The organism is Novosphingobium sp. TK46, from assembly GCF_055361525.1.
The window spans coordinates 1269443-1292911 of the sequence record NZ_CM143963.1 but is presented as its reverse complement, the minus strand read 5'-3'; the positions used below and the strand labels follow the sequence as shown (position 1 = coordinate 1292911).

At 64.8% G+C, this 23469-nt stretch carries 29 protein-coding genes and 1 pseudogene; 22 read left to right on the top strand and 8 right to left on the bottom strand.

Features of this window, described 5'->3' with window-relative positions; all coding sequences use genetic code 11:
- Nucleotides 1-97: 97 nt before the first annotated feature.
- Nucleotides 98-526: pseudogene (locus tag ACXJ1Z_RS06130) on the bottom strand (AAA family ATPase); the annotation flags it as partial.
- 59 nt (nucleotides 527-585) lie between these two features.
- On the opposite strand from ACXJ1Z_RS06130, the gene ACXJ1Z_RS06125 reads away from it, so the two are divergent.
- On the top strand, nucleotides 586-1524 hold the full coding sequence (locus tag ACXJ1Z_RS06125) for an ABC transporter ATP-binding protein (RefSeq protein WP_463780330.1): 939 nt from the start codon (nucleotides 586-588) through the stop codon (nucleotides 1522-1524).
- 58 nt (nucleotides 1525-1582) lie between these two features.
- On the top strand, nucleotides 1583-3184 hold the full coding sequence (gene nadB, locus ACXJ1Z_RS06120; protein WP_463780329.1) for an L-aspartate oxidase: 1602 nt from the start codon (nucleotides 1583-1585) through the stop codon (nucleotides 3182-3184).
- A 31-nt stretch (nucleotides 3185-3215) separates the two neighbouring features.
- Here nadB and ACXJ1Z_RS06115 read toward each other — a convergent pair whose 3' ends face one another.
- On the bottom strand, nucleotides 3216-3542 hold the full coding sequence (locus ACXJ1Z_RS06115; protein WP_463780327.1) for a GlsB/YeaQ/YmgE family stress response membrane protein: 327 nt from the start codon (nucleotides 3540-3542) through the stop codon (nucleotides 3216-3218).
- A gap of 510 nt (nucleotides 3543-4052) precedes the next feature.
- Here ACXJ1Z_RS06115 and ACXJ1Z_RS06110 point away from each other — a divergent pair.
- The 3 genes from ACXJ1Z_RS06110 (at nucleotide 4053) to ACXJ1Z_RS06100 (ending at nucleotide 7512) form a co-directional block, all read left to right on the top strand.
- Nucleotides 4053-6038, top strand: a complete 1986-nt coding sequence (locus tag ACXJ1Z_RS06110; RefSeq protein WP_463780325.1) for a ribonucleoside-diphosphate reductase subunit alpha — start codon at nucleotides 4053-4055, stop codon at nucleotides 6036-6038.
- A 170-nt stretch (nucleotides 6039-6208) separates the two neighbouring features.
- A complete protein-coding gene (locus tag ACXJ1Z_RS06105) occupies nucleotides 6209-7282 on the top strand; it encodes a DUF1440 domain-containing protein (protein ID WP_463780324.1) in 1074 nt (357 codons plus the stop codon).
- A 50-nt stretch (nucleotides 7283-7332) separates the two neighbouring features.
- A complete protein-coding gene (locus tag ACXJ1Z_RS06100; RefSeq protein WP_463780322.1) occupies nucleotides 7333-7512 on the top strand; it encodes a hypothetical protein in 180 nt (59 codons plus the stop codon).
- A gap of 106 nt (nucleotides 7513-7618) precedes the next feature.
- Here ACXJ1Z_RS06100 and ACXJ1Z_RS06095 read toward each other — a convergent pair whose 3' ends face one another.
- Nucleotides 7619-7840 (bottom strand): DUF2171 domain-containing protein, encoded by a 222-nt coding sequence (locus ACXJ1Z_RS06095; RefSeq protein WP_463780320.1) that lies wholly within the window; start codon nucleotides 7838-7840, stop codon nucleotides 7619-7621.
- A gap of 191 nt (nucleotides 7841-8031) precedes the next feature.
- Here ACXJ1Z_RS06095 and ACXJ1Z_RS06090 point away from each other — a divergent pair, with 191 nt between their 5' ends.
- The gene (locus ACXJ1Z_RS06090; RefSeq protein ID WP_463780318.1) at nucleotides 8032-8406 is read left to right on the top strand and encodes a DUF4440 domain-containing protein; all 375 of its coding nucleotides are present in this window, start codon (nucleotides 8032-8034) and stop codon (nucleotides 8404-8406) included.
- A 98-nt stretch (nucleotides 8407-8504) separates the two neighbouring features.
- Nucleotides 8505-8888 carry a PepSY domain-containing protein gene (locus ACXJ1Z_RS06085; RefSeq protein WP_463780317.1) on the top strand — a complete coding sequence of 128 codons (384 nt, stop codon included), beginning with the start codon at nucleotides 8505-8507 and terminating at the stop codon, nucleotides 8886-8888.
- 54 nt (nucleotides 8889-8942) lie between these two features.
- Here ACXJ1Z_RS06085 and ACXJ1Z_RS06080 read toward each other — a convergent pair whose 3' ends face one another.
- The gene (locus ACXJ1Z_RS06080; protein ID WP_463780315.1) at nucleotides 8943-9392 is read right to left on the bottom strand and encodes a DUF2171 domain-containing protein; all 450 of its coding nucleotides are present in this window, start codon (nucleotides 9390-9392) and stop codon (nucleotides 8943-8945) included.
- Between the two features lie 609 nt (nucleotides 9393-10001).
- Here ACXJ1Z_RS06080 and ACXJ1Z_RS06075 point away from each other — a divergent pair.
- The 5 genes from ACXJ1Z_RS06075 (at nucleotide 10002) to ACXJ1Z_RS06055 (ending at nucleotide 14064) form a co-directional block, all read left to right on the top strand.
- The gene (locus tag ACXJ1Z_RS06075) at nucleotides 10002-11054 is read left to right on the top strand and encodes a ribonucleotide-diphosphate reductase subunit beta (RefSeq protein WP_463780313.1); all 1053 of its coding nucleotides are present in this window, start codon (nucleotides 10002-10004) and stop codon (nucleotides 11052-11054) included.
- A 399-nt stretch (nucleotides 11055-11453) separates the two neighbouring features.
- Nucleotides 11454-11960 (top strand): hypothetical protein, encoded by a 507-nt coding sequence (locus tag ACXJ1Z_RS06070; protein WP_463780312.1) that lies wholly within the window; start codon nucleotides 11454-11456, stop codon nucleotides 11958-11960.
- 67 nt (nucleotides 11961-12027) lie between these two features.
- Nucleotides 12028-12798, top strand: a complete 771-nt coding sequence (locus ACXJ1Z_RS06065; RefSeq protein WP_463780310.1) for a transporter — start codon at nucleotides 12028-12030, stop codon at nucleotides 12796-12798.
- 318 nt (nucleotides 12799-13116) lie between these two features.
- Nucleotides 13117-13497, top strand: coding sequence for a hypothetical protein (locus ACXJ1Z_RS06060; protein WP_463780308.1), 381 nt, complete (start codon nucleotides 13117-13119; stop codon nucleotides 13495-13497).
- Nucleotides 13498-13629: 132 nt separating this feature from the next.
- Nucleotides 13630-14064, top strand: coding sequence for an MAPEG family protein (locus tag ACXJ1Z_RS06055; protein ID WP_463780307.1), 435 nt, complete (start codon nucleotides 13630-13632; stop codon nucleotides 14062-14064).
- 13 nt (nucleotides 14065-14077) lie between these two features.
- On the opposite strand, the gene spt is transcribed toward ACXJ1Z_RS06055, so the two are convergent.
- From spt to ACXJ1Z_RS06040, 3 genes are all read right to left on the bottom strand, one after another.
- The gene (gene spt / locus ACXJ1Z_RS06050) at nucleotides 14078-15328 is read right to left on the bottom strand and encodes a serine palmitoyltransferase (protein WP_463780305.1); all 1251 of its coding nucleotides are present in this window, start codon (nucleotides 15326-15328) and stop codon (nucleotides 14078-14080) included.
- Between the two features lie 7 nt (nucleotides 15329-15335).
- Entirely contained in the window at nucleotides 15336-15575 is a 240-nt protein-coding gene (locus ACXJ1Z_RS06045; protein ID WP_463780302.1) for an acyl carrier protein, read from the bottom strand.
- An 84-nt stretch (nucleotides 15576-15659) separates the two neighbouring features.
- Nucleotides 15660-16022 carry a response regulator gene (locus ACXJ1Z_RS06040; RefSeq protein WP_463780300.1) on the bottom strand — a complete coding sequence of 121 codons (363 nt, stop codon included), beginning with the start codon at nucleotides 16020-16022 and terminating at the stop codon, nucleotides 15660-15662.
- A gap of 106 nt (nucleotides 16023-16128) precedes the next feature.
- Here ACXJ1Z_RS06040 and ACXJ1Z_RS06035 point away from each other — a divergent pair, with 106 nt between their 5' ends.
- From ACXJ1Z_RS06035 to ACXJ1Z_RS06015, 5 genes are read left to right on the top strand one after another with little or no spacing between them, the layout of a single operon-like run.
- Nucleotides 16129-16377, top strand: coding sequence for a DUF3572 domain-containing protein (locus ACXJ1Z_RS06035; RefSeq protein ID WP_463780298.1), 249 nt, complete (start codon nucleotides 16129-16131; stop codon nucleotides 16375-16377).
- Complete coding sequence (locus ACXJ1Z_RS06030) at nucleotides 16374-17027, top strand: HAD family hydrolase (protein WP_463780297.1); 654 nt, start codon at nucleotides 16374-16376, stop codon at nucleotides 17025-17027. Before ACXJ1Z_RS06035 ends, ACXJ1Z_RS06030 begins: the two co-directional genes overlap by 4 nt.
- A complete protein-coding gene (locus ACXJ1Z_RS06025; RefSeq protein WP_463780295.1) occupies nucleotides 17024-17506 on the top strand; it encodes a RidA family protein in 483 nt (160 codons plus the stop codon). Before ACXJ1Z_RS06030 ends, ACXJ1Z_RS06025 begins: the two co-directional genes overlap by 4 nt.
- Nucleotides 17478-18287 (top strand): glycerophosphodiester phosphodiesterase family protein, encoded by an 810-nt coding sequence (locus tag ACXJ1Z_RS06020; protein WP_463780294.1) that lies wholly within the window; start codon nucleotides 17478-17480, stop codon nucleotides 18285-18287. The genes ACXJ1Z_RS06025 and ACXJ1Z_RS06020 overlap by 29 nt, the downstream gene beginning before the upstream one ends.
- Nucleotides 18284-19423, top strand: coding sequence for a GNAT family N-acetyltransferase (locus ACXJ1Z_RS06015; protein WP_463780293.1), 1140 nt, complete (start codon nucleotides 18284-18286; stop codon nucleotides 19421-19423). Before ACXJ1Z_RS06020 ends, ACXJ1Z_RS06015 begins: the two co-directional genes overlap by 4 nt.
- 41 nt (nucleotides 19424-19464) lie before the next feature.
- Here ACXJ1Z_RS06015 and ACXJ1Z_RS06010 read toward each other — a convergent pair whose 3' ends face one another.
- Complete coding sequence (locus ACXJ1Z_RS06010; RefSeq protein WP_463780291.1) at nucleotides 19465-19806, bottom strand: SEL1-like repeat protein; 342 nt, start codon at nucleotides 19804-19806, stop codon at nucleotides 19465-19467.
- Between the two features lie 295 nt (nucleotides 19807-20101).
- Between ACXJ1Z_RS06010 and dksA the strand changes: the two genes are divergently transcribed.
- The 5 genes from dksA (at nucleotide 20102) to ACXJ1Z_RS05985 (ending at nucleotide 23412) form a co-directional block, all read left to right on the top strand.
- A complete protein-coding gene (dksA, locus tag ACXJ1Z_RS06005; protein ID WP_463780290.1) occupies nucleotides 20102-20560 on the top strand; it encodes an RNA polymerase-binding protein DksA in 459 nt (152 codons plus the stop codon).
- 151 nt (nucleotides 20561-20711) lie between these two features.
- Nucleotides 20712-21068 carry a PilZ domain-containing protein gene (locus ACXJ1Z_RS06000; RefSeq protein WP_463780289.1) on the top strand — a complete coding sequence of 119 codons (357 nt, stop codon included), beginning with the start codon at nucleotides 20712-20714 and terminating at the stop codon, nucleotides 21066-21068.
- A 65-nt stretch (nucleotides 21069-21133) separates the two neighbouring features.
- Entirely contained in the window at nucleotides 21134-22666 is a 1533-nt protein-coding gene (locus tag ACXJ1Z_RS05995; protein WP_463780287.1) for an ABC transporter substrate-binding protein, read from the top strand.
- A gap of 33 nt (nucleotides 22667-22699) precedes the next feature.
- Nucleotides 22700-23116, top strand: coding sequence for a DUF4112 domain-containing protein (locus ACXJ1Z_RS05990; protein ID WP_463780285.1), 417 nt, complete (start codon nucleotides 22700-22702; stop codon nucleotides 23114-23116).
- A gap of 71 nt (nucleotides 23117-23187) precedes the next feature.
- Nucleotides 23188-23412, top strand: a complete 225-nt coding sequence (locus ACXJ1Z_RS05985) for a hypothetical protein (RefSeq protein WP_463780284.1) — start codon at nucleotides 23188-23190, stop codon at nucleotides 23410-23412.
- Nucleotides 23413-23469: the final 57 nt, after the last annotated feature.

Genomic DNA, 23469 nt, shown 5'->3' with positions numbered 1-23469 from the left:
AGATGGGAAAGGACGAACCGGACGCGCTCGACCACGCCTTCGGCAGCGCGATCATGGTGTAGCCGAGCTGGGCGTACGTTTCGGTCATGATGCGGCACGTCGCCTCGGCCTCCGGCGCCTCCTGCTTGCGCTCGGCATCCTGCGCAAAGATGTCCGGCCAGAAAGGCGCCACGAAGACCTTGTCGGCATATCGCACCGATTCGGCCGCCCATTGCAGATGGACCGGGACCGGCACGCTCGAAAGACGAAGATAGCCGAGCACGTCCGGAACGCCCCGATCGAAGAAGACCGGACCGCTGCGCGATCGCGCTTCGCGGTGGGATCGCAGGTCCCAGCACAGCATCTGCTCGGCAAAGGCGCGCGGGTCCGACCACGGCAGGGCCGACCCGCCGATCGCGACCTGATCCTGGATGATGGCGCGGCCGGCTTCGGGCATATGTGCGAAGCCTTGCGCCGCCAACGCCGCGATCAGGGTGCTCTTGCCCGATCCGGGCCCTCCGGTGAGGACGTGAAAGCGATCGCTCATCGTGCGCTCCTTTGCTGCGAATCCTTTACCCGTTGCCGATCCTGCGCCAATGCCGGAACATGACCGACCAACCCGCCATCTCGATCCGCGACGTCGTCAAGCGCTATGCGCCCAGCAAGGGCGCGGAGGGCAAGCTGGCGTTGAACGGCGTCAGCTTCGACGTGCCGGCCGGCAAGATCTTCGGCCTGCTCGGGCCGAACGGCGCCGGCAAGTCGACGTTGATCAACATCATGGCCGGGCTGGTCCAGAAGACGTCGGGCTCGATCGACATCTGGGGCTTCGACATCGACCAGAACATGCGCAACGCCAAGCGCTCGATCGGGATCGTGCCGCAGGAGATCGTGTTCGATCCGTTCTTCACGCCCTACGAAGTGCTCGAGAATCAGGCGGGTCTCTATGGCATCGTCAAGCACTTGCGTCGGTCCGAAGATCTGCTGCGCGCCGTCCACCTCTCGGACAAGCGCAACTCTTACGCCCGCACCCTGTCAGGCGGCATGAAGCGGCGATTGCTGATCGCCAAGGCGCTGGTGCACCAGCCCCCCGTGCTGGTGCTGGACGAGCCGACCGCCGGCGTCGACGTCGAACTGCGGCGGCAGCTGTGGCAGCTGGTCGCCGAGATGAACGCCGAGGGTGTCACCATCGTACTGACCACTCACTACCTCGAAGAAGCCGAGGAGCTGTGCGATCGGATCGCGATCATCAACCACGGCCAGTGCATCGCCAACAAGCCGACGCGCGAACTGGTCGGCATGGCGCGCGAAAAGGTGGTGGAACTGACGCTGGACCGCGACATGGGCCAGATGCCGGTCGATGCCGCCTTCATCAAGAGCGAGAAGACGGGCGAACGCTCGATCGCGATCACTTACAACAAGGACGTCAGCAATGCGGGTCAAGTGCTCGCTTCGGTGCAGGCGCAGGGGTTCGCGATCATCGACGTGACCACGCGCGAGGCCGATCTCGAAGACGTGTTCGTCAGCCTGACGAGCGCGGCGGCTTAACGCCCTTCCGGCCCGCAAGGATGTTGCCCGGATCGTCGGTTGCCGCCAAGGAAGCGTGATGACTGACCTACCCCATGGCGCAACGCCGCATCACGACGTCATCATCGTGGGTTCCGGTGCCGCCGGCCTCACCGCCGCCCTGGCGCTGGCGCAGACGCTCAAGGTGCTGGTGCTTGCGAAGGGTGAGCTAACCGGAGGCTCCACCGCCTGGGCGCAAGGCGGCATCGCCGCCGTGCTCGACGCTGGCGACACCTTCGAGGAGCATATTCGCGACACCATGGTCGCCGGCGCCGGGCTCAACCGGCTCGACACGGTCGAGTTCGTGATCGAGCGCGCGCCGCATGCGATCGCGCGGCTGACCGAACTGGGCGTCCCCTTCAACACCGAAGGGAACGCGCTTCACCTCACCCGCGAAGGCGGCCACTCGCAGCGCCGGATCGTCCATGTCGACGATGCGACTGGCTGGGCGGTGCAGGCCGCGCTGATCCGCGCGGCGCAGGCCAATCCCAACATCACCTTGTTGCCAGGCCGCGCCTGTATCGACCTGATCACCGGGCGGCACGAAGCGCGCTACTCGGGCTCGGGGCGGGTCTGGGGCGTCTATGCGCTGGACCAGGAGAGCGGCCGGGTGGAGGCCCACACCGCCCGCGCGACGATCCTGGCGACGGGCGGCGCAGGCCGCGTCTATCAGTTCAGCACCGCACCGCGCGGCGCCACCGGCGACGGCATCGCCATGGCCTGGCGGGCGGGCGCGCGCGTCTCCAACATGGAGATGATGCAGTTCCACCCGACCTGCCTCTACAATCTCGAAGTGAAGAACTTCCTCGTCACCGAGGCGGTGCGCGGCGAGGGCGGGCATCTCAAGCATCCCGAGACCGGCCACCGCTTCATGCCCGACTACGACGAGCGCGCCGAACTGGCCCCGCGCGACATCGTGGCGCGCGCGATCGACGATCAGATCAAGCGCTTCGGCCTCGATTATGTGCACCTCGACATCAGCCACCAGCCCGCCGACTTCGTGCGGCATCACTTCCCGACCATTTACGAGAAACTGCTGGGCCTGGGCATCGACATGACGCGAGAGCCGATCCCGGTAGTGCCGGCGCAGCACTATACTTGCGGGGGCGTCCTGATCGACCTCGATGGCCGCACCGATCTGCCCGGCCTCTACGCCGCGGGCGAGTGCACCGAAAGCGGGCTGCATGGCGCCAATCGCCTCGCCTCCAATTCGCTGCTCGAATGCTTCGTATTCGGCGAGGCGGCAGCGGCGCACATCCTCGACCATTGGGACGCCTTCGACGCGCCGCCGCCGGTGCGCGCCTGGGACGAAAGCCGCGTCATCGATTCGGACGAAGAGGTCGTCATCAAACAGAACTGGACCGAAATCCGCCGGTTCATGTGGAACTATGTCGGCATCGTGCGCACCACCAAGCGGCTCGAACGCGCGCAACACCGCATCAAGCTGCTCAATCGCGAGATCGAGGCCTATTATCGCGAGTTCCGTGTCTCCACCGACCTGATCGAACTGCGCAACCTGCTGCAAAGCGCCGAGTTGATCGTGGTGTCTGCTCTGAAGCGGCATGAAAGCCGCGGCCTGCACTACACGCTCGATTATCCCGACGCGCTGCCCGAAGCGGTCGACACGCTGCTGGTGCCCTGAGCAAATCGGCACACCGGCGCGGCCTCAGCCGTCAGCCGATGTTGAGCAGGCGGCCGAGGAAGATCAGCACCACCGCACCGACGATCGAGGCAAGACAGCCGGCGCGATTGAAATCGCCCGACCCCCGGCTCGTCACCAGCCCTGCCAGCACCGAGCCGCCTATGCCCAGCAGCAGTGTCGCGATCCAGCCCATGTTGACCGAGCCGGGATAGAAGAAGCGCGCCAGCACGCCGATGACAAGGCCGCTGATAATAGCGCTGATAATATTGATCATGGCGTAGTTCCCCGCATGGATGAGCCTGCAGACTGCCAGCGCAACGCGGCATCGGGCAAGCGGTTGCGGATTGCCGATACGCAAAAAGCGTAGCCTGCATGGATGGATCGGGGCGGGCGTCGGACGAAACCCGCCTTGGCCATGTCGTTCGTCGCAAATGCGATTCGCTTCGCCGCTCGCGGATGTGGAAAAAGAAAGCCGTCGCAGGCGTGATTTGCCTATTGCATGTCGCAAGAGTGAAGGACTTCCCACGCGTCGCGGGCCGCGCATTGACCGCTATCGAGACGTCGGCACTGATGCACGCACCCCTTGCTTCGTCCGGGTAAAGGCGCACTATATAGTGGCTGCTGTACGCAGGGGCACCAACACCTAGATTAACGCGGATGGCCGTTTGTCCCTCCGCAAGGTCGGGTCGGGATCGCAAATGGGCGAACCGCCGGAACGGACGAGTAGGTAGCAGGGCAATGTTCCTGTTTCGTACTGATCCTGTTAGGCTGTTTGCGCGCCTTCGATTCGGACCGGCAGGTCATTCGAGACAGGGGACGCGACTTGGACTTCAGGAACGGCAGCGAAGGTCGGATCGGAAACAGTGATATGAGCGATACGGACGTTCTGGATGCCAGTGGCGGTGGTCAGGCCGAACTGACCTTTGCGGTCAAGGCGCGGCAGGCGGGTCGCACCCCGGCGGCGGAAGCCGAAAAGGGCGAGGTCGCCACCGATGAACCGATCGCGAAGGCGCCCGTGCACGCCCCGGTGGTCAAGGGCGATTCCAAGTCGATCGACGTGCGCCGCTTCGACATCGTTACCGATCCGTCACGCGATGCGCTGCTGACCGAGTTCGGCAAGGATACGCTGGACGATCGTTACCTGCTTCCCGGTGAGAGTTATCAGGATTTGTTCGCCCGTGTCGCGTCGGCCTATTCGGACGATCAGGATCACGCTCAGCGCATCTACGACTACATTTCCAAGCTGTGGTTCATGCCGGCGACGCCGGTGCTGTCGAACGGCGGTACCGGTCGCGGCTTGCCGATCTCGTGCTATCTCAATTCGGTGGACGACAGCCTGGAAGGCATCGTCGCCACCTGGAACGAGAACGTCTGGCTGGCCTCGCGTGGCGGCGGCATCGGCACGTACTGGGGATCGGTACGCGGTATCGGCGAGCCGGTCGGCCTCAACGGCAAGACCAGCGGCATCATTCCGTTCGTACGGGTGATGGATTCGCTGACGCTGGCGATCAGTCAGGGGTCGCTGCGGCGCGGTTCGGCCGCGGTCTATCTCGACGTCGCCCACCCCGAGATCGAGGAGTTCCTCGAGATCCGCAAGCCTTCGGGCGACTTCAATCGCAAGGCGCTCAACCTGCACCATGGCGTGCTGCTGACCGACGAGTTCATGCAGGCGGTACGCGATGGCGCCGAGTTCGCGCTGCGCAGCCCCAAGGATGGCTCGGTGCGCAGCACGGTCGATGCACGCTCGCTGTTCCAGAAGCTGGTCGAAACGCGGCTGGCGACGGGCGAACCGTACATCGTGTTCAACGACACCGTGAATCGGGCCATGCCGCGCCACCACCGCGAACTGGGCCTGAAGGTCTCGACGTCGAACCTGTGCTCGGAAATCACGCTACCGACGGGCCGCGATCACCTTGGCAACGACCGCACGGCCGTGTGCTGCCTCTCGTCGCTCAACCTGGAGACCTGGGAAGAGTGGAAGGGCGAAAAGCACCTGATCGAGGACGTGCTGCGTTTCCTCGACAACGTGCTGCAGGACTACATCGACCGGGCACCGCCAGAGATGGCGCGCGCCAAGTACTCGGCCATGCGCGAGCGGTCTGTCGGCATGGGGGTGATGGGCTTCCACTCGTACCTGCAGAAAAAGGGCATCGCCTTCGAAAGCGCGATGGCCAAGGCGCTGAACATGCAGATGTTCCAGTACATCAACCAGAAGGCCAACGAGGCCTCGATGCTTCTGGCCAAGGAGCGCGGACCGTGCCCCGACGCGGCGGACGTCGGCGTGATGGAGCGTTTCAGCTGCAAGATGGCGATCGCGCCGACGGCGTCGATCTCGATCATCTGCGGCGGCACGTCGGCCTGCATCGAGCCGATCCCGGCGAACATCTACACCCACAAGACCCTCTCGGGCAGCTTCGTGGTCAAGAACCCGTATCTGGAGAAGCTGCTGCAGGCCAAGAGCAAGGATTCCAACAACGTGTGGAATTCAATCCTCGAGCATGGCGGATCGATCCAGCATCTCGACTTCCTCAGCCCCGAGGAAAAGGCGGTCTACAAGACCAGCTTCGAGATCGACCAGCGCTGGCTGCTTGAATTCGCCGCCGATCGCACGCCTTATATCGATCAGGCGCAGTCGCTGAACCTCTACATCCCCGCCGATGTCGACAAGTGGGACCTGATGATGCTGCACTTCCAGGCGTGGGAGAAGGGCATCAAGTCGCTTTACTACCTCCGCTCGAAGTCGGTGCAGCGCGCCGGGTTTGCCGGTGGGGTGGAAGCGGACAACACGCCCGAAGCACCCAAGTTCGAACTGGGCGAAACCACCGACTACGATGAATGCCTCGCCTGCCAATAAGGCACGCCGTCCGACCGTGATCCCCGCTATTTGCCGGATCACGGTCGGACGCGGATCGTTGGCGCAGGAGCGTTCGCGTGAGGCGCTTTGCCGCTCGCATGGGAACCGCTCTGCGCGTGATACGTCCATCTTCTGAATGCCCGCGCGGCATGACAGGACAGGACGATCACATGCTTCTCGAAACCAGCACCGGCGAAACCGTTAAGACGACGACGCGACCCAAGGTGGATACCGCCGTCGATGTCGCGCAAGGCGCCGCCGCCGGTGCGGTCGCGGGCCTTGCCGGCTCGGCCGTGATGGAGATCTTCCAGACCTATTCGGCATCGCTGTTTCAGCCGTCGGGATCCAATCCGCCGGCGACCGAGCAGGCGGCGCAAGGGGCTGCACGGCTGGCGGCCGGGGCAAAGCTGCGCAGGGCGGATCGCGAGATCGGCGGGGCGGCGGTACACTACGTCACCGGCGCGATCACGGGTGCGGCCTATGGTGCCTTTGCCGAAGCGGCACCGGGCGTCACGCGCTGGCGCGGCCTGGCGTTTGGACTTGCCTGTGCGACGCTGATCGATCAGATCGCGGTTCCATTGGCCGGATTTGCCAGACCGGCATGGCGCTACAGCCTGCGCACGCATTTTTATGCCTTCGCCTCGCATGCGGTGTTCGGCATCGTCACCGAGGCGGTGCGCAAGGCGCTGCGCAGCCGCAATGTGGCCGCAGCCGAAGAGCGCGCCGGTATCACCATCGAGGACGTGTCGGTGCCGCTGTTGCTGGGCATGGCGAACGGGCAGCGTACGTTCACGCCGACTGCCGCCGTCACCATCGCGGCGGCTGGCAGTGGCCTGGGTCTGCAAGGAACGCCGCTGTCGTTCCTCACCTCCAAGTGGACCGGCATGATCATGAGCGCGGCGGCGGTGGGCGAGTATATCGCCGACAAGCAGCCCGGCATTCCCGATCGTACCTCGCCTGCCGGCCTTGCAGGCCGCGCGATCGGCGGCGCGCTGGCGGGTGCCGCATCGGCGCGTCCGGGCAAGGCGTTGCTGGCAGCCGGCGTCGGCGTGGCCGGCGCCCTTGCTGGCGCCTATATCAGCTATCGCGCCCGCGCCGTTATCGCCAAGGCGCTGGGCCGCGACACGCCGGTGGCGTTCGTGGAGGACGCTCTCTCGCTGGTCGGATCGGCGGCCCTGGCAGGCTATGCCGCCTTGCGCGAAAACCAGCGCCAGAATCGCATATCCGAACCACTGGCTGCTTGATTGCGGCCTAACGTCTTGCTTGTTGGTGGCACGGGCACGATGTTGCGCGGATGGGAACCGTCGTCGCCATCCTTTCGCAGCTGTTCTGGGGCGTGACCGTTGGCGCGCTGACCGGTACCGCCGCGCTTGTCGGCAAGCTTGCTGCCGTGGCCGGCGGCCTGTTCGGAGGGGGTTTCGCGGTCTTCAAGTGGCGCAAGCTGCTCGCGCTCCTGCCGTTCAGGCGCCGCTAGCGCGCCCTTTCTTCCATGATCAAGAAAAAACCCCGGCATCCTTGTGGGACACCGGGGCCATCGCGCGGCGGCAGGGGGGGGGAGGGCCGCCGCGAAGACGGTCAGCTCAGTTCAGGCCAAGCGGGATCGGGGTGCCTTGCTTGAGATAGATGCGGTTGTCCTCGATGCGATCGATCTGGTCGATCGCGATGAAGTGATGTGCACCATCGGCGCTGTCGGTGCGCGTCAGCTTGATGCGATCATCCACCACTTCATCGACGGTTCCGACATGCTGGCCACCGTTGTCGGTGATTTCCATGTGTTCCTTGATGCGAAGTTTCTCGAACATGAAGTCGCTCCTGCTAAATGTTTATCAGTTACGAAGCACCAACAGCGTGTGCCGTTCTTCGTTCCCCTGAAATTCGGATTGCCGCTACGGCCTTGGGGGCAGGGAACCGCCTGCGGGCCTGATGCTATTCTTTCCGATGATCCGGCCCGATTTTGCGTGAGGCGCGCGAAGGCGCCGGTGGGAGAAAGCACATGGACGACGAACGCATCTGGAAGTTCGAGCGGGAACTGTGGACCGGCGGAAACGAGGTCTATCATGAGCGGGTGAGCAAGGATTGCCTGATGGCGCTGCCGGCAGAGCCTTTCCTCTACGCTGGCGAAAAGGCGACCCAGGCCGTGCAGGACACGCCGAAGTGGGACGAGGTGGAACTGCTCGACACACAGGTGAGCCGCCCGCAGGAGGGCCTTATCGTTATCGCCTATCGCGTCCAGGCAAGCCGTGGCGACAAGCATTATCACGCGCTGTGCACCAGCACGCTACGCCGCCTGTCGCACGAGGAATGGGATGTCGTGCAGCATCAGCAGACACCGTTGGGCGTGATCGTCGCCGATCCGGCGGACGCTTGAGCGGGCGCGTCGCCATTCTGCGACAAGCGATCGGTTGATCGCACGGTCGGTTGCTGCTTGAGCATGTGGGATACGGGCAATGAAGGACACGCTCTGGCATGCGCAAGTGGCACCGCTGGCTTTCGGTATTCTTCGGACTTTTCCTGTTTTGGATCGCCGCGACCGGCGTCCTGAGTCAGGTGGCGGTGTTGTGGCCCGGTAACGAGCCCAAGGCGGAGGTGAGCAGCGTGCCTCCGCCGGGCTTCGTATGTCCGCAAGGTTGGCGTTGCATGCCACCACGTCCCGAAGGCGGCATGCGATCCCTCGTGGGCACGTTCCACCATTTGCATTCTGGCGAGACGTTCGGTCCGGTCGGCACCATCATTTCGCTGCTGTCCGGTTTCGCGATGATGTTCTTCGCCGGGTCTGGCGTGTGGCTCTATGTGCAGATGTGGCGGAACCGCGCTGGCCGCGCCCTGAAGCCGCGATGGTTCTGGCGCTAGCCAAAGCCGAAGGCGTTATCGAGGCCCGATGGTCTCGATAACGCGCGTTTCCGATTATTCCCCCAACATGCCGAACGATGCATCGCCGCGTCCGCCGAGCAGGACACGGTTGCCGTCGATCCCGTCGATCAGGCTGACCGGCAGGAACGAATCGCTGTCGTCATGCGGATCGTTCGACGCCAGGCGCATCTTGTCGCCTTCGATGCGCGAGACGATGCCGATCGTCTGTCCGGCGTTGTCGACCACGATCATCCCACTGCGTACCGTCCCTTCCGCGGTTTCGAAACCGGGCGCCGAAGTCGGTACGGGGGCGCTGTCGGCCTGCTCGGTGGGGCGCGTGGCAAGACTTGCGGGCAGGGGATCCTCGGGCTGCGACGTATGATCGCCCGGCCGCTCGACCGGCGCATAAGCGCTCAGGGTCGATTGCGCCTCGGAGAAGTATGGCTGCTCCATGGCTTCGGGGCCATCCGATCCGGATACATGATCGGGGCGCCTTTCCGGCATCGCTGCCGGAGTGGGGCCATCGTAGGGCGAGGTGGGATCTGGTTTGGCGGGCGTGGATAACGATGCGCCTTGGCTTTGCGACTGTCCTTGAGACTGGTTTTGCGATTGACCCTGGCAGGATTGGGACTGCGTTTGTCGTTGGCTCACGGGAAAGCTCCGTTCGTAATAGGATCGCGACAGGCGCGGCGTCATGATCAAGGGAATGTCCGGCGGGCAGGGCGGTTCCCCGGAATGGCGAATGCGTCAAACCACCTGGCTTGGTTTTGACCGCTTGCAGACATTGGCGCTTGCCAGAAATGGAGCGGAACAAGCAAAGAACATCGGATGTGGTGCGACTCGCCGGAATGAGCCGCATTTTACCGCTCTCAGGCCGATCCCCTCGACGCGCATGCACGAAGGCTCCACAAGCCATGGGGTTGGTTGAGCGGCCGAACCACCAGAACATGTGGTTCACACGACTGTGGACAAGGCAAACGATGCCCCTAAGCCCCCTCCCAATTTGCGCCAAAATGCTTATCTCCTGAGAAACGCGGTGGCCTCGTGCCGCCGGTCGCGTGTGAGCGCCTCCCAAGGCGCGCCCGCCGCCACCAGTCCTGCCGGAGTTAACCGATGCCCCTTCTCGAAGCCCGCAAGACCTACAAGCCCTTCGAGTATCCCTGGGCCTACGACATGTGGAAGCGCCAGCAGCAGATCCACTGGATGCCCGAGGAAGTGCCGCTGGGCGAGGATTGCCGCGACTGGGCGCAGAAGATCTCGGACCACGAGCGCAACCTGCTCACCCAGATCTTCCGCTTCTTCACGCAGGCCGACGTCGAGGTGCAGGATTGCTATCACGACAAGTACGCGCGCGTGTTCAAGCCGACCGAGATCAAGATGATGCTCGCCGCGTTCAGCAACATGGAGACGGTGCACATCGCCGCCTACAGCCACTTGCTCGATACCATCGGCATGCCCGAAAGCGAGTACGGCATGTTCCTGGAATACGAGGAACTGCGCGCCAAGCACGACTACCTGCACACCTTCGGGGTGGAAAACGACGAGGATATCGCGCGCACCCTGGCGATGTTCGGCGGCTTCACCGAAGGCCTGCAGCTGTTCGCCAGCTTCGCGATGCTGATGAACTTCCCGCGCTTCAACAAGATGAAGGGCATGGGCCAGATCGTCACTTGGTCGGTCCGCGACGAGAGCCTGCATTGCGAAGGCATCACCAAGCTGTTCCACACCTTCACCAAGGAGCGCGGTTGCCTGACCAAGGCGGTGAAGGAGGACATCATCGACTGCTGCCAGAAGACGGTGCGGCTGGAGGATGCCTTCATCGATCTGGCGTTCGAGCAGGGCCCGGTCCCCGGCATGAGCGCCAAGGAGATCAAGAAGTACATCCGCTACATCGCCGACTGGCGGCTGGACCAGCTCGGCCTGCCGGCGATCTACATGCAGGAAGACCACCCGCTGCCCTGGCTGCAGCCGCTGCTCAACGGCGTCGAGCATGCCAACTTCTTCGAGACGCGCGCAACCGAGTACTCGAAGGGTGCCACCCGCGGCGACTGGAACACCGTGTGGGACAACTTCGATTCGCGCCGCAACGTGCGCCATGGGGACGAAGCGAACGACTCGGTGGAAATGGTGCCCGGATTGTTCGGCGAGGCGGTCGCAGCCGAGTAATCCAGGCCGATTCTGATGACCAAGGGGGCGCAGTCATCGATCCCCCTGTCATTGCTGCGTTTGCCCGCGATGCGCAGGCGCCGATAGCCTAGCTTGAACGTCGAGCGCTCGCGCGTCGCTGACCGCGCGGGTCCGGTTCATGGCGAATCTCTTCGAATGATCGGATATCGGCGCGGACGATGCGGCGATCGGTCCCCGTCCCCCGAGCCGGCACCTTGCCGGCGGCTTTTGCATGCTTGCGCTCGGTCGGGCGCGCGCCGGCTTCAAGCGGTCGCGCGCCTGCCTTCGGCCACAAACCCTCCATCGGCTCTCCACCGGCGCGTGGTGATGGAAGGAGGCATCGACATGTTGCCCCGCCCCCGTGGTGGCCGGTCGATGCCGAAAAATCGGAGAAGCATCATGAACAAGTCAGTCCTTTCCCTCCTCCCGATCCTCGCCCTAGCCGGCGTTGTGGGATACGCCGGAACCGCCTCGGCACAGACTGCACAGGATGCCCGCGACGCGGCAATCCTGGCATCGCAGGAAGCACGCGCAGCGGCCACCAAGGCGGCCAGTGACGCACGCAGCAGCGCCAAGCAGTCGGCGGCCGACAGCCGCGCCGCTGCCAAGCAGGCTGCTGCAGATGCGCGCGCCAAGAGCTCTGAGTACGCTCAGTCCGCGCAGGATGCCCGCGCCGCTGCCAAGCAGGCTGCGGCCGACGCCCGCGCCAAGAGCTCGGAGTACGCCCAGTCCGCGCAGGATGCCCGCGCCGCCGCCAAGCAGTCGGCCGAAGAAGCGCGCGTGAACGCCAAGCAGGCAGCGCAGGACGTCAAGGCCGCGGTCAAGCAGGCGACGGCCGATGGCCGTGCCGCTGCCAAGCAGGCCGCCGCGGATGCTCGCGCCGCGATCCTCGCCGCGCGCGGCTGATCCGGTCCATCAATGAAGAAGTGGGGCGCGCCAGCGCGCTCCACTTCGCTTGGCGAGTAACGATGCGATGAAACACGGCGTAGCCGCGGCCTGCGCGATGCTGGGGCTGGTCTTCGCGACGCAGGTCAAGGCGAACAGCGGTGATGGGGCGGTGGCCTCCGTCGGCGCCGATTTCTCCAGCGGGTCCTATGGCGGCGATACGAAGACCGACATCCTCGTCGTGCCGGCGAGCGTGCGGTATCGCACCGGAAACTGGCGCGTAAGTGCAACGGTGCCCTGGTTGCACATCACCGGATCCTCGGCGGTCGTGGCCGATGGCGACGGCGGCTTCATCATCGATCCCGACGCTCCGCGCACCGCGCGCAACGGGATCGGCGACATGAGCGTGGGCGCCGCCTACACGATCCCCGAGTCGACCCTTGGCATCGGGATCGAACTGGGTGGCAGGATAAAGTTGCCGACCGGATCACGTGCCCGCGCGCTCGGCACCGGCAAGGTCGACTACGCGGTGTCCGCCGAAGTCAGCAAGTCGGTCGGCCAGTTCACCCCGTTCATCAGCGTCGGCTACCGAATCCCCGGACAGCCCAAGGGTACGGACCTGCGAAACTCATGGTCGACGTCGGTCGGCACCAGCGTGCTGCTCGGCAAGACGGTGCTGATCGGATCGTATGACTACCGGCAGGCCAGCAGCGCCCTGGCCACCGATTCGCATGAACTGTTCGGTGCGGTCAGCCGGCCGGTGTCACAGCGGCTGACGTTGACCATCTATGGCAGCGCCGGATTGACGCAGGGCGCGGCCGATTATGGCGTGGGTACGAGCCTGAGCCTGAAGCTATGAAATGACGTGATGGTAATCCCATTGCGGGACACCAGATGCTTTATGGCGCATTCAGCATCAGCGCAACTCGCTGGCGGTTCATCGTGGCATCGACGGCACTGGATCAAGAAAGACGCCAGTTGAGTCAGCGCTTTTTACAAGGCGTATGGCGCGCTTGCTCGCAATCGGGCGTCATCGTCACCATCTCTCATTCAAGTTGACGGCTTGGCAGCCGCACGGTGGGCGCAGTCACCTAATTTCGGTTGGGGACTTCGCAAGTGCAACTTGTCGGGCCCGATCGGCATTCCATCGGCAGGCCGACAAACACGAGAGACGCGAATGAACAAGATTATCCTTATGGCCGCGACAGCGATGCTGGGCATGGCCGCTCCTGTCGTGGCGCAGGACGTGACCGACAATCCTGCCGTCGAAGCGGCGCTGAACCAGAACAACGTGATGACCGTCCGCAACATCGCGCGGACAGAGCTGTCGCGTGGGATGCAGATCTATGACGCGGGTGGAAAGCCGGTCGGCATCGTCGATCATCTGTCCGGCAACGACGTGGTGCTGGCTGACGGATCGCGCGCCTATACCGTGCCGATCACCGAGTTTTTCGCCTACAACCAGTACGGCAAGGACTACTTTGCGACGCGCGCGCCCAAGGCCGAACTGGAAGCGCAGGCGTCCGCCGGCGGTGGGCGGCCACTCGCCGTTCGCTGACGCCGGCTGCGGATACCGTCACCACTGCGATCACGCGGCACAAGCGTTGTTGATCGTCACGGGCAGGCCACTTGCCCTGCCGCATAGCTAGGGGCATCCTCCCGATCAAAATCGATAAGGGAGGCTGCGTTCGTGCCGTACATCGTCAATCAGACCCATATATTCCTGCCAGTGCTGGTGCTGGTCGCGCTTACCCTGGTCGCATTCGTGCGGCTGGCGCTGGGCCGTACGGCGGCGATCAAGGCGGGGCACGATCCGGCGTACTACCGGGCGCATCTTGGCGCGCCGGAGCCCGAGGCGGCCGCTGTGGGTGCGCGCCATTGGGACAACCTGTTCGAACTGCCGACGCTCTTCTATGCCGCGTGCATTACGGCCTTCGTGCTGGGCGCGGTCGGGCGCTGGACGATCTATTTCGCCTGGGCCTATGCCGTGGCGCGCGTGCTACAAAGCCTGGTGCACATGACCAACAACAATCCGGCGCAGCGCGGCGGCATGTTCTCGCTCGGCGTGTTGTTCCTTTTCGCGCTGTGGGCGAACATCGCGATGACGGTGATCGCCCACAGCTGATACGGAACGGCGGCTAGAGGATGCCGGCCTTCGCGCCGGCGCGCTGGAACATGCCGATGATCTGCTGCACCTGTTCGGCGGTGTGGGCGGCGCACAGCGAACAGCGCAGCAGCGTCATGTTGGCGGGCGTTGCCGGAGGTCTTGCGAGGTTCACGTAGAGCCCCTCGTGCAGCAGCGCTTCCCACATCGCCGCGCCACGCTCCAGATCGGGCATGATGACGGCGATGATCGCGCTCTGCGGTGTTTCGGTGCCAAGCTGGAAACCAGCTTCCTTAAGCGCCTTGTGCAGGGTGCGGGAGTTCTCCCACAAGTGCGCCCGCTTGTCGCCCGCCGTCATCAGCTTGCGGATCGAGGTGCAGGCGGTGGCGACGACGCTGGGCGGCAGGCTGGCGGTGAACACGTAGGGGCGGCAGACCAGGCGCATGATCTCGAACTTGGGATGGTTCGAGACGCAGAAGCCGCCGACGGTGCCGACCGACTTGGAGAAGGTGCCGATCACGAAATCGACGTCGTCCAGACAGCCCTGATCCTCGGCCACGCCGCGCCCGTTGGGGCCGATGAAGCCCATCGAATGCGCCTCGTCGACCAAGACCATCGCGCCGTACTTCCTGGCGACCGCGACCATTTCCTTGAGCGGGGCGATGTCGCCCATCATCGAATAGACGCCTTCGAGGATCACCAGCTTGCCGGCGCCTTCGGGAATGCGCTTGAGGCGCTTTTCCATCGCTTCGATGTCGTTGTGCTTGAACGGCACGACCTCGGCGTCGCCCATCTTGCAGCCGTCCCAGATGGAGGCGTGGCTGTCGATGTCGAGGACGATGTAGTCGCCCTTGCCGGCGATCGTCGAGATGATGCCCAGGTTCGCCTGGTATCCGGTCGAGAACACCATCGCGTGGTCCATGGCGTAGAAATCGCACAGCGCCTGCTCGACCGCGCGGTGGCCGGAGTAGGTGCCGTTGAGCACGCGGCTGCCGGTGGTGCCCGAGCCGAAATCGTCCAGCGCCTGCTTGCCCGCCGCGATCACATCGGGGTCGAATGTCATGCCCATGTAGTTGTAGGTGCCGAGCAGGATCGTCTCGCGCCCGTTGCAGATCGCCGTGGTGGGCGAGAGCACATGCTCCATCACCAGGCTGAACGGATCCTCGACGCCTGAGGCGAGCAGGTTCTCGCGCATCTGGATCAGGGGGTCGAACTTGCTGAACAGGTCGGGCTGGCCGCCCTCGATCGTTTCGGGACGGTCGGGCTGGCTGATCGCTTCGGTCATGGCTCGCTCAGCCCTTCAGCTTCATCACGGCGTCGACCAGCTGGCCGTAGTTCTCGATCTCGGCCTGCTGGTTCATCGAGATAATGATGTCGAAATCGTCCTCGATCGCGGCGACGAAGTCCATTACCGTCAGGCTGTCGAGCTCGAGATCGTCGGTGAAGCGCGTGGCGTCGGTGATGGCGATGCCCTTCTTGTTGAACGGCTCGATCAGGGCGTCGATGCGGGCCTTGGTGGCTTCGCGGTCCATGTGGGTACTCCGATAGGTCTGTGGGCCATATGGCCGCAGAATGGGGCGCAAAAGCGGCGCGCGGCGTGTCGTGTCAAGTCCGGCCTAGACCAACGCCCGTACCGCCTGCATGAACGGACCGATCGAGACCGGCTTGGCGAGGTAGCCTTCGGCCCCGGCATCGCGGATCCGCTCCTCGTCGCCCTTGCCGGCATAGGCGGTCACCGCCAGCACCGGGATGCTGCGCAAGGTCGCGTCCTTCTTGGCCGCTTCGATCAGGTCTAGACCTGACACATTGGGCAACTGGATATCCATGATGATCAGGTTGGGCACGAACTGGCGCGCGCGTTCCAGCGCATCGCGGCCATCCGCCACGGGTTCGACCGCGAATCCCTGGCTTTTGAGCACGTCGCAGAACAACCTGCGATTGAGGTCGTTGTCCTCGACAACAAGAATGCGCTTTGCCATTCGGATCGCGACCCTATCTAGATCCCGGCACCCACCGGGTCGATTTCCCGACCTCTATGGCACGTACGCGAGGCTGACAATTCTCAAGCAACACAACTCCGGTAGCATGGACCCCCACACCCTGGCGCTCAGCGCGCTGGGCTGGATCGTCGTGGACGAGGACCGCGCAAGCCGATTCCTCGATCTCACCGGCCTCACCCCGGACGAACTGCGCGCGTCGCTGACCTATCCGTCGACGCTCGCCGCGGTGCTGGAGTACCTGTGCGGTCACGAGCCGGACCTGATCGCCGCCGCCGAGGAACTGGGTTGCCGCCCGCAGGACATCGTCACCGCCCGCGAAAGGCTTGCCGCATGAAGCCGATCGTAACCGGCCGTCCGCTGGTCATCACCGACTGCGACGAAGTGCTGCTCTACATGATATCGCATTTTCGTGACTGGCTGGCGGAGGAGGAGGGTATCACCTTCGACATGGCGCGGCACGACTTCGTCAGCGCCATGCGCTACACCCAATCGGGGGAGGCGATCCCACAGGACGAGATCTGGGCCTTGCTGAACCGCTTCTTCGACGATCAGATGCACCGCCAGACGGCGGTCACCGGCGCGATCGACGCGATCAACGCGTTGCGTGAGGAAGCCGAAGTGGTGGTGTTGACCAACCTCATGGATTTCCGTCAGGAAGCGCGCACCAGACAGTTGCTTGAACACGGACTGGACCTGCGGGTCTTCACCAATCAAGGGCCGAAGGGTCCGGCGTTGCAGCGCATCCTCGACGAGTACCAGCCCAGCCGCGCCGTGTTCATCGACGATCTGCCGCAGCATCACGATTCGGTGGGCGAGATCGCCCCGCAGGTCGCGCGGCTGCACTTGTGTGCCGAGCCGCTGATCGCGCCCAACATCAGTTGCGCGTTCGTGGCGGGGCATGCCCACGCGCGGATCGACAACTGGGCAGAGGCGCTGCCATGGATACGCGCCCAGCTTCGCGACGAACGGAAGGAAGACGCATGACCAGCCCATTGACCGCCGAGCAGATCGAACAACGCCTCGCGGCGCTGGGCCTCACGCTGCCCGAGCCGGCCGCGCCGGTGGCGGCCTATGTCCCGGTCGTGGTCGCTGGTGGGCTCGCGCATGTGTCGGGGCAATTGCCGTTCATCTCCGGCCAGTTGGTGACCGGTCGACTGGGCGAGGACGTCAGCCTCGAGGACGGCGTGCTGGCCGCCCAAGCTTGCGGCGTGATGATCCTGGCGCAGCTCAAGAAAGCGCTGGGATCGCTTGACCGGGTCGAGCGGATCGTCAAGCTGGGCGGGTTCGTCAACTCGACCGGCGCGTTCACCGACCAGCCCAAGGTGATCAACGGCGCGTCCGAGCTGATGGCCGCCGTCTTCGGCGAGGCCGGACAACATGCCCGCAGCGCGGTCGGCGTGCCGGTGCTGCCGCTTGGCGCCGCTGTCGAGGTCGATGCGATTGTCGCCGTTCGCGCTTCTTGATCACTGGTTCGCGCCGGCGCCCGATCCGCGCAGGATCGCTTGGATCGGCGCGCAGGACTATGCCCATCGTGGCTTGCATGGTGCCGGCAGTCCGGCGGGTCTGCCCGAAAATTCGCTGGCCGCGATTGATGCTGCGATCGAGCGGGGTCTGGGGATCGAGTGCGATATCCAGCGATCGGGTGACGGGCAGGCGATGGTCTTCCACGACTGGGAGCTTGACCGCTTGACCGGCGAATCGGGGTCGGTGGCCGGCCGCAGCGCCGAGCAGCTCGGGCGGATCGCCCTGACCGGCGGCAGCGGCACGATCCCCACCTTGCGCAAGGTGCTGACGCTGGTGGCCGGCCGGGTGCCGCTGCTGATCGAGATCAAGTCACGCCGCGACGTGCATATCGCGGCGCTGTGCCTTGCCGTGCGCCGGGTGCTGGAGGGATATGCCGGACGGCATGCGGTGATGAGCTTCGATCCGCGCGTATCGCATTGGTACCGCCGCCATTCTGCGCACACGGTGCGTGGCCTCATCGTGTCGGAAGCCGACGACGCGGGACTGGTCGGCAGGTTCCGCCGCCGGCTGGCGCTGTGGCATGCCCGACCCGACTTTCTGGCCTATGACGTCCGCGATTTGCCAAGCCGGTTTGCCGCCACCCAGCGCGCGCGCGGGCTTGCGATCGCTACGTGGACCGTGCGCAACGCCGAACTTCGCGAGCGTGCCGCCCGCCACGCCGATGCCGCCATCGCCGAGGGCGACGGTATCGCACCCGTCCGGATGGAGGCGCACGCGTGAGCGAAACCGAGCTGGTCGCCAAAGTCGCCACCGGGGTCGCGGGACTTCCCGCCGCCGAGTGGGACGCGCTGACCGATGGGGCCAATCCGTTCGTCAGCCATGCCTTTCTGGCGGCCATGGAGGATTCGGGCAGCGTCGGACGTCGCACCGGCTGGTCGCCCGCGCCGATCGTGATCGAGGGACCGTACGGCGCTCTGGCCGGGGCTTTGCCCGCCTATGTAAAACAGCATAGCCAGGGCGAATACGTGTTCGATCATGCCTGGGCCGATGCCTGGCACCGGGCCGGGGGGAGCTATTACCCCAAGCTGCAGATCGCCGTGCCGTTCACCCCGGCGACGGGCCCGCGAGTGCTGACCCGCGATCCCGAACTGGCCTTGCCACTGCTGCGCGCCGCCGAGGCGCTATGCGTGCAAAGCGGGCTGTCATCGGCACATGCGACGTTCATCGAACCCGAGCAGGTGCCGTTATTCGAGGCGGCTGGTTGGCTGATTCGCGAGGATACCCAGTTTCACTGGACCAATCGCGACTACACCAGCTTCGACGATTTTCTCGAAGCGCTGTCGTCGCGCAAGCGCAAGGATCTGCGCAAGGAGCGTGCGAAGGCGCAGGAAGGCATCGAAATCCGCGCCTTGCGCGGCGACGAGATCGAGGAGCGGCACTGGGATGCGTTCTGGCAGTTCTACCAGGACACCGGACAGCGCAAATGGGGTCAGCCCTATCTCACCCGCAACGCGTTTACGCTGCTGGGCGAGCGGATGGCCGACAGGATCCTGCTCGTGCTGGCGTTCGACGAAGGTGAGCCGGTTGCCGGCGCGCTGAACTTCATCGGCGGCGATGCGCTTTATGGCCGCTACTGGGGCGCCCTAGTCGAAAAGCCGTTCCTGCATTTCGAGCTGTGCTATTACCAGGCGATCGACGCGGCGATCGCGCTGGGCCTGTCGCGTGTCGAGGCGGGTGCCCAGGGCGGGCACAAGCTGGCGCGCGGATACGAACCCGTCAGCACGCTATCGGCGCACTACATCGTCCACGACGGTTTTCGCGAGGCGATCGCCGATTTCCTGGTGCGTGAGCGCCAGGGTGTCGAGCAGGACCGGCTGTGGCTGGGTGAAAAGCTGCCCTTCCGCAAGGAGGACTGAGCCGTTCGCCACAAGCGGACGGCCCGCACCGGCCGCGGTGATCAGGCGGCGCGGCGCATCGTGCTGGCCAGCCACTCGCGGGCGCGTCGCTGGGCCTCGGCGATTTCACGCGCGGTCATTTCCTCGGCGACGTCGGCGCGGCACATGCCGGCTTCCTCATGGCCGGCGACCGCGGCCAGGTTGAACCACTTGTGCGCCTCGATCAGGTCGCAGGCGGCGCCGTGGCTGCCCGTCGAAAAAGCGACGCCAAGGTCATAGTATGCAGTCACGTCGCCTTGCGCCGCAGCGGCGAGGCAGGTCGCGACGAGTGCGTCTTCGATGTCGGATGGCGTAGCCGCCATGGCGGAGGCGAAGTCGTCTTGGTTAATCCAGGCAATGCTCATCGGACGTTATCCCCGGCCTGAGATCGAACCCCTGTGGTCCCTCGGCCCACGTGCAAACTGCGTCACCATGCTCTACAAATGGTTAACGCGCGAAATTAATCCGGTGACATCGTAAACGGCACGTCCGCTATTCGGACGAGACGCACCTTTTTCGCACAGGTTAAGCATCAGCGCTTGTGCGCGTTACTCACCGCACTTATAGGCCCGCTCATCCTGGGAAGCGGGGCAATCACCGGGTCATCCGGGGTGGCAGGGCGCCGCGGATCCCACGGTGAAAAGGTGCGGAGTTCATCACATGGCGACTGCCCTGACTGACGAGATTGACGTACTTGCCAAGGCGAAGCGCGAAATCGGCGGCGCCTACGTTCCGTCCGACGACGAAGCTTACATGAACGAGACGCAGCAGGAATATTTCCGTAAGCTGCTGTCATCGTGGAAGCGCCTGATCCTGGCCGCATCGGCCGGGACGTTGCAGCAGTTGCAGGATGGCCCGATCCGCGACGCCGATCTCAACGACCGCGCCTCCAGCGAAACCGATTGGGGCATCGAACTGCGCACCCGCGATCGCCAGCGCAAGCTTATCACCAAGATCGAATCGGCGCTGCGCCGGATCGACGACGGCGAATACGGCTATTGCGAAGTCAGTGGCGAGCCGATCGGCCTGGGGCGCCTGATCGCCCGCCCGATCGCTACGATGACGGTCGAAGCGCAGCAGGCCCACGAACGCCGGGAAAAAGTCTCGCGAGAGGACTGATCGCGTACCCCATCCTGCCGATCGATTGCCGGCGCGGTGAAGGTGGGCGTTAAACGTTCATTCGGGCTTTGCGCCTAAAGCTGCGTTGCCCGGGACCAGAGTTGGTCTCGCATGAAGATCTGAAACCGCGATGGTTTGCGTGATGGAGCCGATGGACGGAAGCGAAAACAGGCAGATTGCTCGCGACAGTCTTTTCGTGCTGGCGGATTTGCGAGTCGATGGCCTGCCGCAGGAACATCGTATCAAGGTGCGCAATCTGTCCGACGGCGGGATGATGGGCGAGGGCACCGTTCGCGTTCGCCGCGGTTCGGCGGTCGAGGTGAACATCCGCAACATCGGCTGGGTTCTGGGATCGGTCGCCTGGGTGCAGGATACGCGCTTTGGTGTCGCCTTTGTCGAACCGATCGATCCACGGCTGGCGCGTGCGCGGCCGAACGAGGAAGAGCCCGCTCCGCACTTCACCCGCAGCCCCGCGACCGCTCCACAAGGCACCGTCCGCAAAGTGTGATGCGATCTGCCCCTCGCCAAGCTGCGAGCGGCTTTGCGGGCGCGGCAAAATCGACTAGGCGAACGATGATGGCCGCCCCGCGACACGCGCTCGCCAAACCTTTCCCCGCCCGCACCGGCGCGCTGCGCATCCTGTTGGCCGCAAGCGCCCTGCTGCTGCTCGGTTCTTGCGGATCGAGGAACAGCTCTACCTTCGCGCTCGCCGCGATCACCGAGCCCGAAGATGGCGAGCAGTCCGGCGGCATCGATCGTCCGCTTGCCGCCCAACTCACCCGCGCCTCGATCGCCGAGGGATTGGTCTCGTTCGACGAACAGGGCCGCGTCGTTCCCGCGCTGGCCGACCGGTGGATCGTCACTGACGACGGGCAAAGCTATATCTTCCGGTTGCGCGATGGCGAGTGGCGCAACGGTGAGCCCCTGACCGCGCGATCCGCCAAGGCTGCACTCGACGCCGCCATCCGCGCGCAACGCAAGACGACACTGGCGCTCGATCTTGCCGCAGTGGACGAGATCCGGGTGATGGCCGGCCGCGTCATCGAGATCCGCATGGTTCGCCCGATGCCCTACTTCCTCCAGCTGCTCGCCCAGCCCGAGCTTGGCCTGCTGAACGGCAAGCAGGGCGACGGGCCGATGTCGCTGGAGCGGCGCGGCGCCGTTTCGCAGTTCACTCCGATCGATCCTACCCGCCTCGGCTTGCCCGAGGTGCCCGACTGGGATCGCCGCGCCCGGCCGCTGACGATGTCCGCCCTGCCCGCCAGCGATGCGGTCAATCTGTTCAACGAGGGTAAGGTCGATCTGGTGCTGGGCGGACGCATCCAGAACTTCCCGCTGACCAGCTCGGTCGGCATTCTGCGCGGAACGATCCAGCTCGATCCGGTGAGCGGGCTGTTCGGTCTCCAGGTGGTAAGCGACAAGGGCTTCCTGTCCACCAGCCGGAACCGCGAGGCGCTGGCGCTGGCGATCGATCGCCCTGCGCTGATGGCGCCGTTTGGCGTCAGCGGCTGGACTCCGGCGACGCGGCTGGTCGCGCCGGGGCTGGAAGGCGATCTTGGCACCAATGGCGAGCGCTGGGCCGACCAGTCGATGGATGAACGGCGGACCGCTGCCGCCAGTCGCGTGAAAGACTGGGTGGCGGCAAATGGCGGTCGGGGCGCGGGCGCCGCGCCGAGCGTCGCGATCTGGCTGCCTGCGGGGCCGGGGGCCGATATGCTGTTCGATCGTCTGAAGCGCGATTTCAGCACGATCGGCATCGCCAGCACGCGTGCGCTTACGCTTGCCAAGGCCGACTTGCGGTTGATCGACGATGTCGCGCGTTACCCTCGTGCCAGATGGTTCCTCAACCGGCTGTCGTGCACCGCCCGTCGGGGCCTCTGCGATGCAGAGGTCGACGCGATCGTCGCGGGCGCCTCGCGCGTGATCGACGATTCCCAGCGCTCGGCGCTCCTGGGTGAGGCGGAGGCGCGGCTGACATCGGCCAATCTGTTCATTCCGTTCGGCTCGCCGATCCGGTGGTCGCTGGTGCGCGGCAACGTCAACGGCTTCGCCAGCAACGCCTGGGCCTGGCACCCCTTGATGCCGCTGGCGTGGCTGCCCAGATAGGTACGTATCGAGCTAGAAGGATTGCGCGCGAAGATGGCTGGTGCCGACACGGTTCGACGCATGGGTCTGGAATTGCCGCTCGGCAATGATCCCGCCGCTATCCGCCAGCGGGTTGAGGCGCTTGAAAAAGTTCTCGAGCGCAGCTTCAACGTGCCCGGTACCAAGCGACCCGTCGGACTTGACGCGGTCGTCGGGCTGATACCGGTCGCAGGCGATCTGATCTCGGCAGCCTTGGGGCTTTATCTCGTGTGGGAGGCGCGCAACCTTGGCATGTCGAAGTTCCGGCTTGCCCGCATGCTCGCCAATGTCGGCTTCGATACGGCGGTGGGTGCGATCCCGGTGGCGGGCGACCTGTTCGATTTTGTCTTTCGCTCGAACAGCAAGAACCTCAAGCTGATCCGCCGCCACCTGGACAAACATCACCCGCAGACGCGCATCATCGAAGGCTGAGGTTCAGCTTTTGACGGCGTAAGCGCTTGTCTGCGCTTTGCCTCGGGCTGCGGCACGCTATGGTGCGTGCTATGAGAGGATACTGGATCGCGATAGCGGGACTGGCGTTGACCGGGTGCGAGAAACCCGACAACGCCCCCGGACCGGGTGGCGTCAGCATGGGTGAGGCGCGCGCGCTCGATGAGGCAGCGCAGATGATCGATGCGCGAAGACCACCGCCGGGCTTGAGCCGGCTTCCGCCCGTGGCCTGGCCGTCGTCCGGCGCGAATGAAGGCGGCGCGGCGGTAGATCCGTAGACTCGCGTTGTGCCGGCGGTTTGCGCACCGTTGGACCGTCTTGCGGATCGAGGCCGG

Bases quoted from the DNA above. Each gene is read 5' to 3' on its own strand.
- ACXJ1Z_RS06125 (WP_463780330.1), top strand. From the start codon at position 586: ATGACCGACCAACCCGCCATCTCGATCCGCGACGTCGTCAAGCGCTAT.
- nadB (WP_463780329.1), top strand. From the start codon at position 1,583: ATGACTGACCTACCCCATGGCGCAACGCCGCATCACGACGTCATCATC.
- ACXJ1Z_RS06110 (WP_463780325.1), top strand. From the start codon at position 4,053: ATGAGCGATACGGACGTTCTGGATGCCAGTGGCGGTGGTCAGGCCGAA.
- ACXJ1Z_RS06105 (WP_463780324.1), top strand. From the start codon at position 6,209: ATGCTTCTCGAAACCAGCACCGGCGAAACCGTTAAGACGACGACGCGA.
- ACXJ1Z_RS06100 (WP_463780322.1), top strand. From the start codon at position 7,333: ATGGGAACCGTCGTCGCCATCCTTTCGCAGCTGTTCTGGGGCGTGACC.
- ACXJ1Z_RS06095 (WP_463780320.1), bottom strand. From the start codon at position 7,840: ATGTTCGAGAAACTTCGCATCAAGGAACACATGGAAATCACCGACAAC.
- ACXJ1Z_RS06090 (WP_463780318.1), top strand. From the start codon at position 8,032: ATGGACGACGAACGCATCTGGAAGTTCGAGCGGGAACTGTGGACCGGC.
- ACXJ1Z_RS06085 (WP_463780317.1), top strand. From the start codon at position 8,505: ATGCGCAAGTGGCACCGCTGGCTTTCGGTATTCTTCGGACTTTTCCTG.
- ACXJ1Z_RS06080 (WP_463780315.1), bottom strand. From the start codon at position 9,392: ATGCCGGAAAGGCGCCCCGATCATGTATCCGGATCGGATGGCCCCGAA.
- ACXJ1Z_RS06075 (WP_463780313.1), top strand. From the start codon at position 10,002: ATGCCCCTTCTCGAAGCCCGCAAGACCTACAAGCCCTTCGAGTATCCC.
- ACXJ1Z_RS06070 (WP_463780312.1), top strand. From the start codon at position 11,454: ATGAACAAGTCAGTCCTTTCCCTCCTCCCGATCCTCGCCCTAGCCGGC.
- ACXJ1Z_RS06065 (WP_463780310.1), top strand. From the start codon at position 12,028: ATGAAACACGGCGTAGCCGCGGCCTGCGCGATGCTGGGGCTGGTCTTC.
- ACXJ1Z_RS06060 (WP_463780308.1), top strand. From the start codon at position 13,117: ATGAACAAGATTATCCTTATGGCCGCGACAGCGATGCTGGGCATGGCC.
- spt (WP_463780305.1), bottom strand. From the start codon at position 15,328: ATGACCGAAGCGATCAGCCAGCCCGACCGTCCCGAAACGATCGAGGGC.
- ACXJ1Z_RS06045 (WP_463780302.1), bottom strand. From the start codon at position 15,575: ATGGACCGCGAAGCCACCAAGGCCCGCATCGACGCCCTGATCGAGCCG.
- ACXJ1Z_RS06040 (WP_463780300.1), bottom strand. From the start codon at position 16,022: ATGGCAAAGCGCATTCTTGTTGTCGAGGACAACGACCTCAATCGCAGG.
- ACXJ1Z_RS06035 (WP_463780298.1), top strand. From the start codon at position 16,129: ATGGACCCCCACACCCTGGCGCTCAGCGCGCTGGGCTGGATCGTCGTG.
- ACXJ1Z_RS06030 (WP_463780297.1), top strand. From the start codon at position 16,374: ATGAAGCCGATCGTAACCGGCCGTCCGCTGGTCATCACCGACTGCGAC.
- ACXJ1Z_RS06025 (WP_463780295.1), top strand. From the start codon at position 17,024: ATGACCAGCCCATTGACCGCCGAGCAGATCGAACAACGCCTCGCGGCG.
- ACXJ1Z_RS06020 (WP_463780294.1), top strand. From the start codon at position 17,478: ATGCGATTGTCGCCGTTCGCGCTTCTTGATCACTGGTTCGCGCCGGCG.
- ACXJ1Z_RS06010 (WP_463780291.1), bottom strand. From the start codon at position 19,806: ATGAGCATTGCCTGGATTAACCAAGACGACTTCGCCTCCGCCATGGCG.
- dksA (WP_463780290.1), top strand. From the start codon at position 20,102: ATGGCGACTGCCCTGACTGACGAGATTGACGTACTTGCCAAGGCGAAG.
- ACXJ1Z_RS06000 (WP_463780289.1), top strand. From the start codon at position 20,712: ATGGACGGAAGCGAAAACAGGCAGATTGCTCGCGACAGTCTTTTCGTG.
- ACXJ1Z_RS05995 (WP_463780287.1), top strand. From the start codon at position 21,134: ATGATGGCCGCCCCGCGACACGCGCTCGCCAAACCTTTCCCCGCCCGC.
- ACXJ1Z_RS05990 (WP_463780285.1), top strand. From the start codon at position 22,700: ATGGCTGGTGCCGACACGGTTCGACGCATGGGTCTGGAATTGCCGCTC.
- ACXJ1Z_RS05985 (WP_463780284.1), top strand. From the start codon at position 23,188: ATGAGAGGATACTGGATCGCGATAGCGGGACTGGCGTTGACCGGGTGC.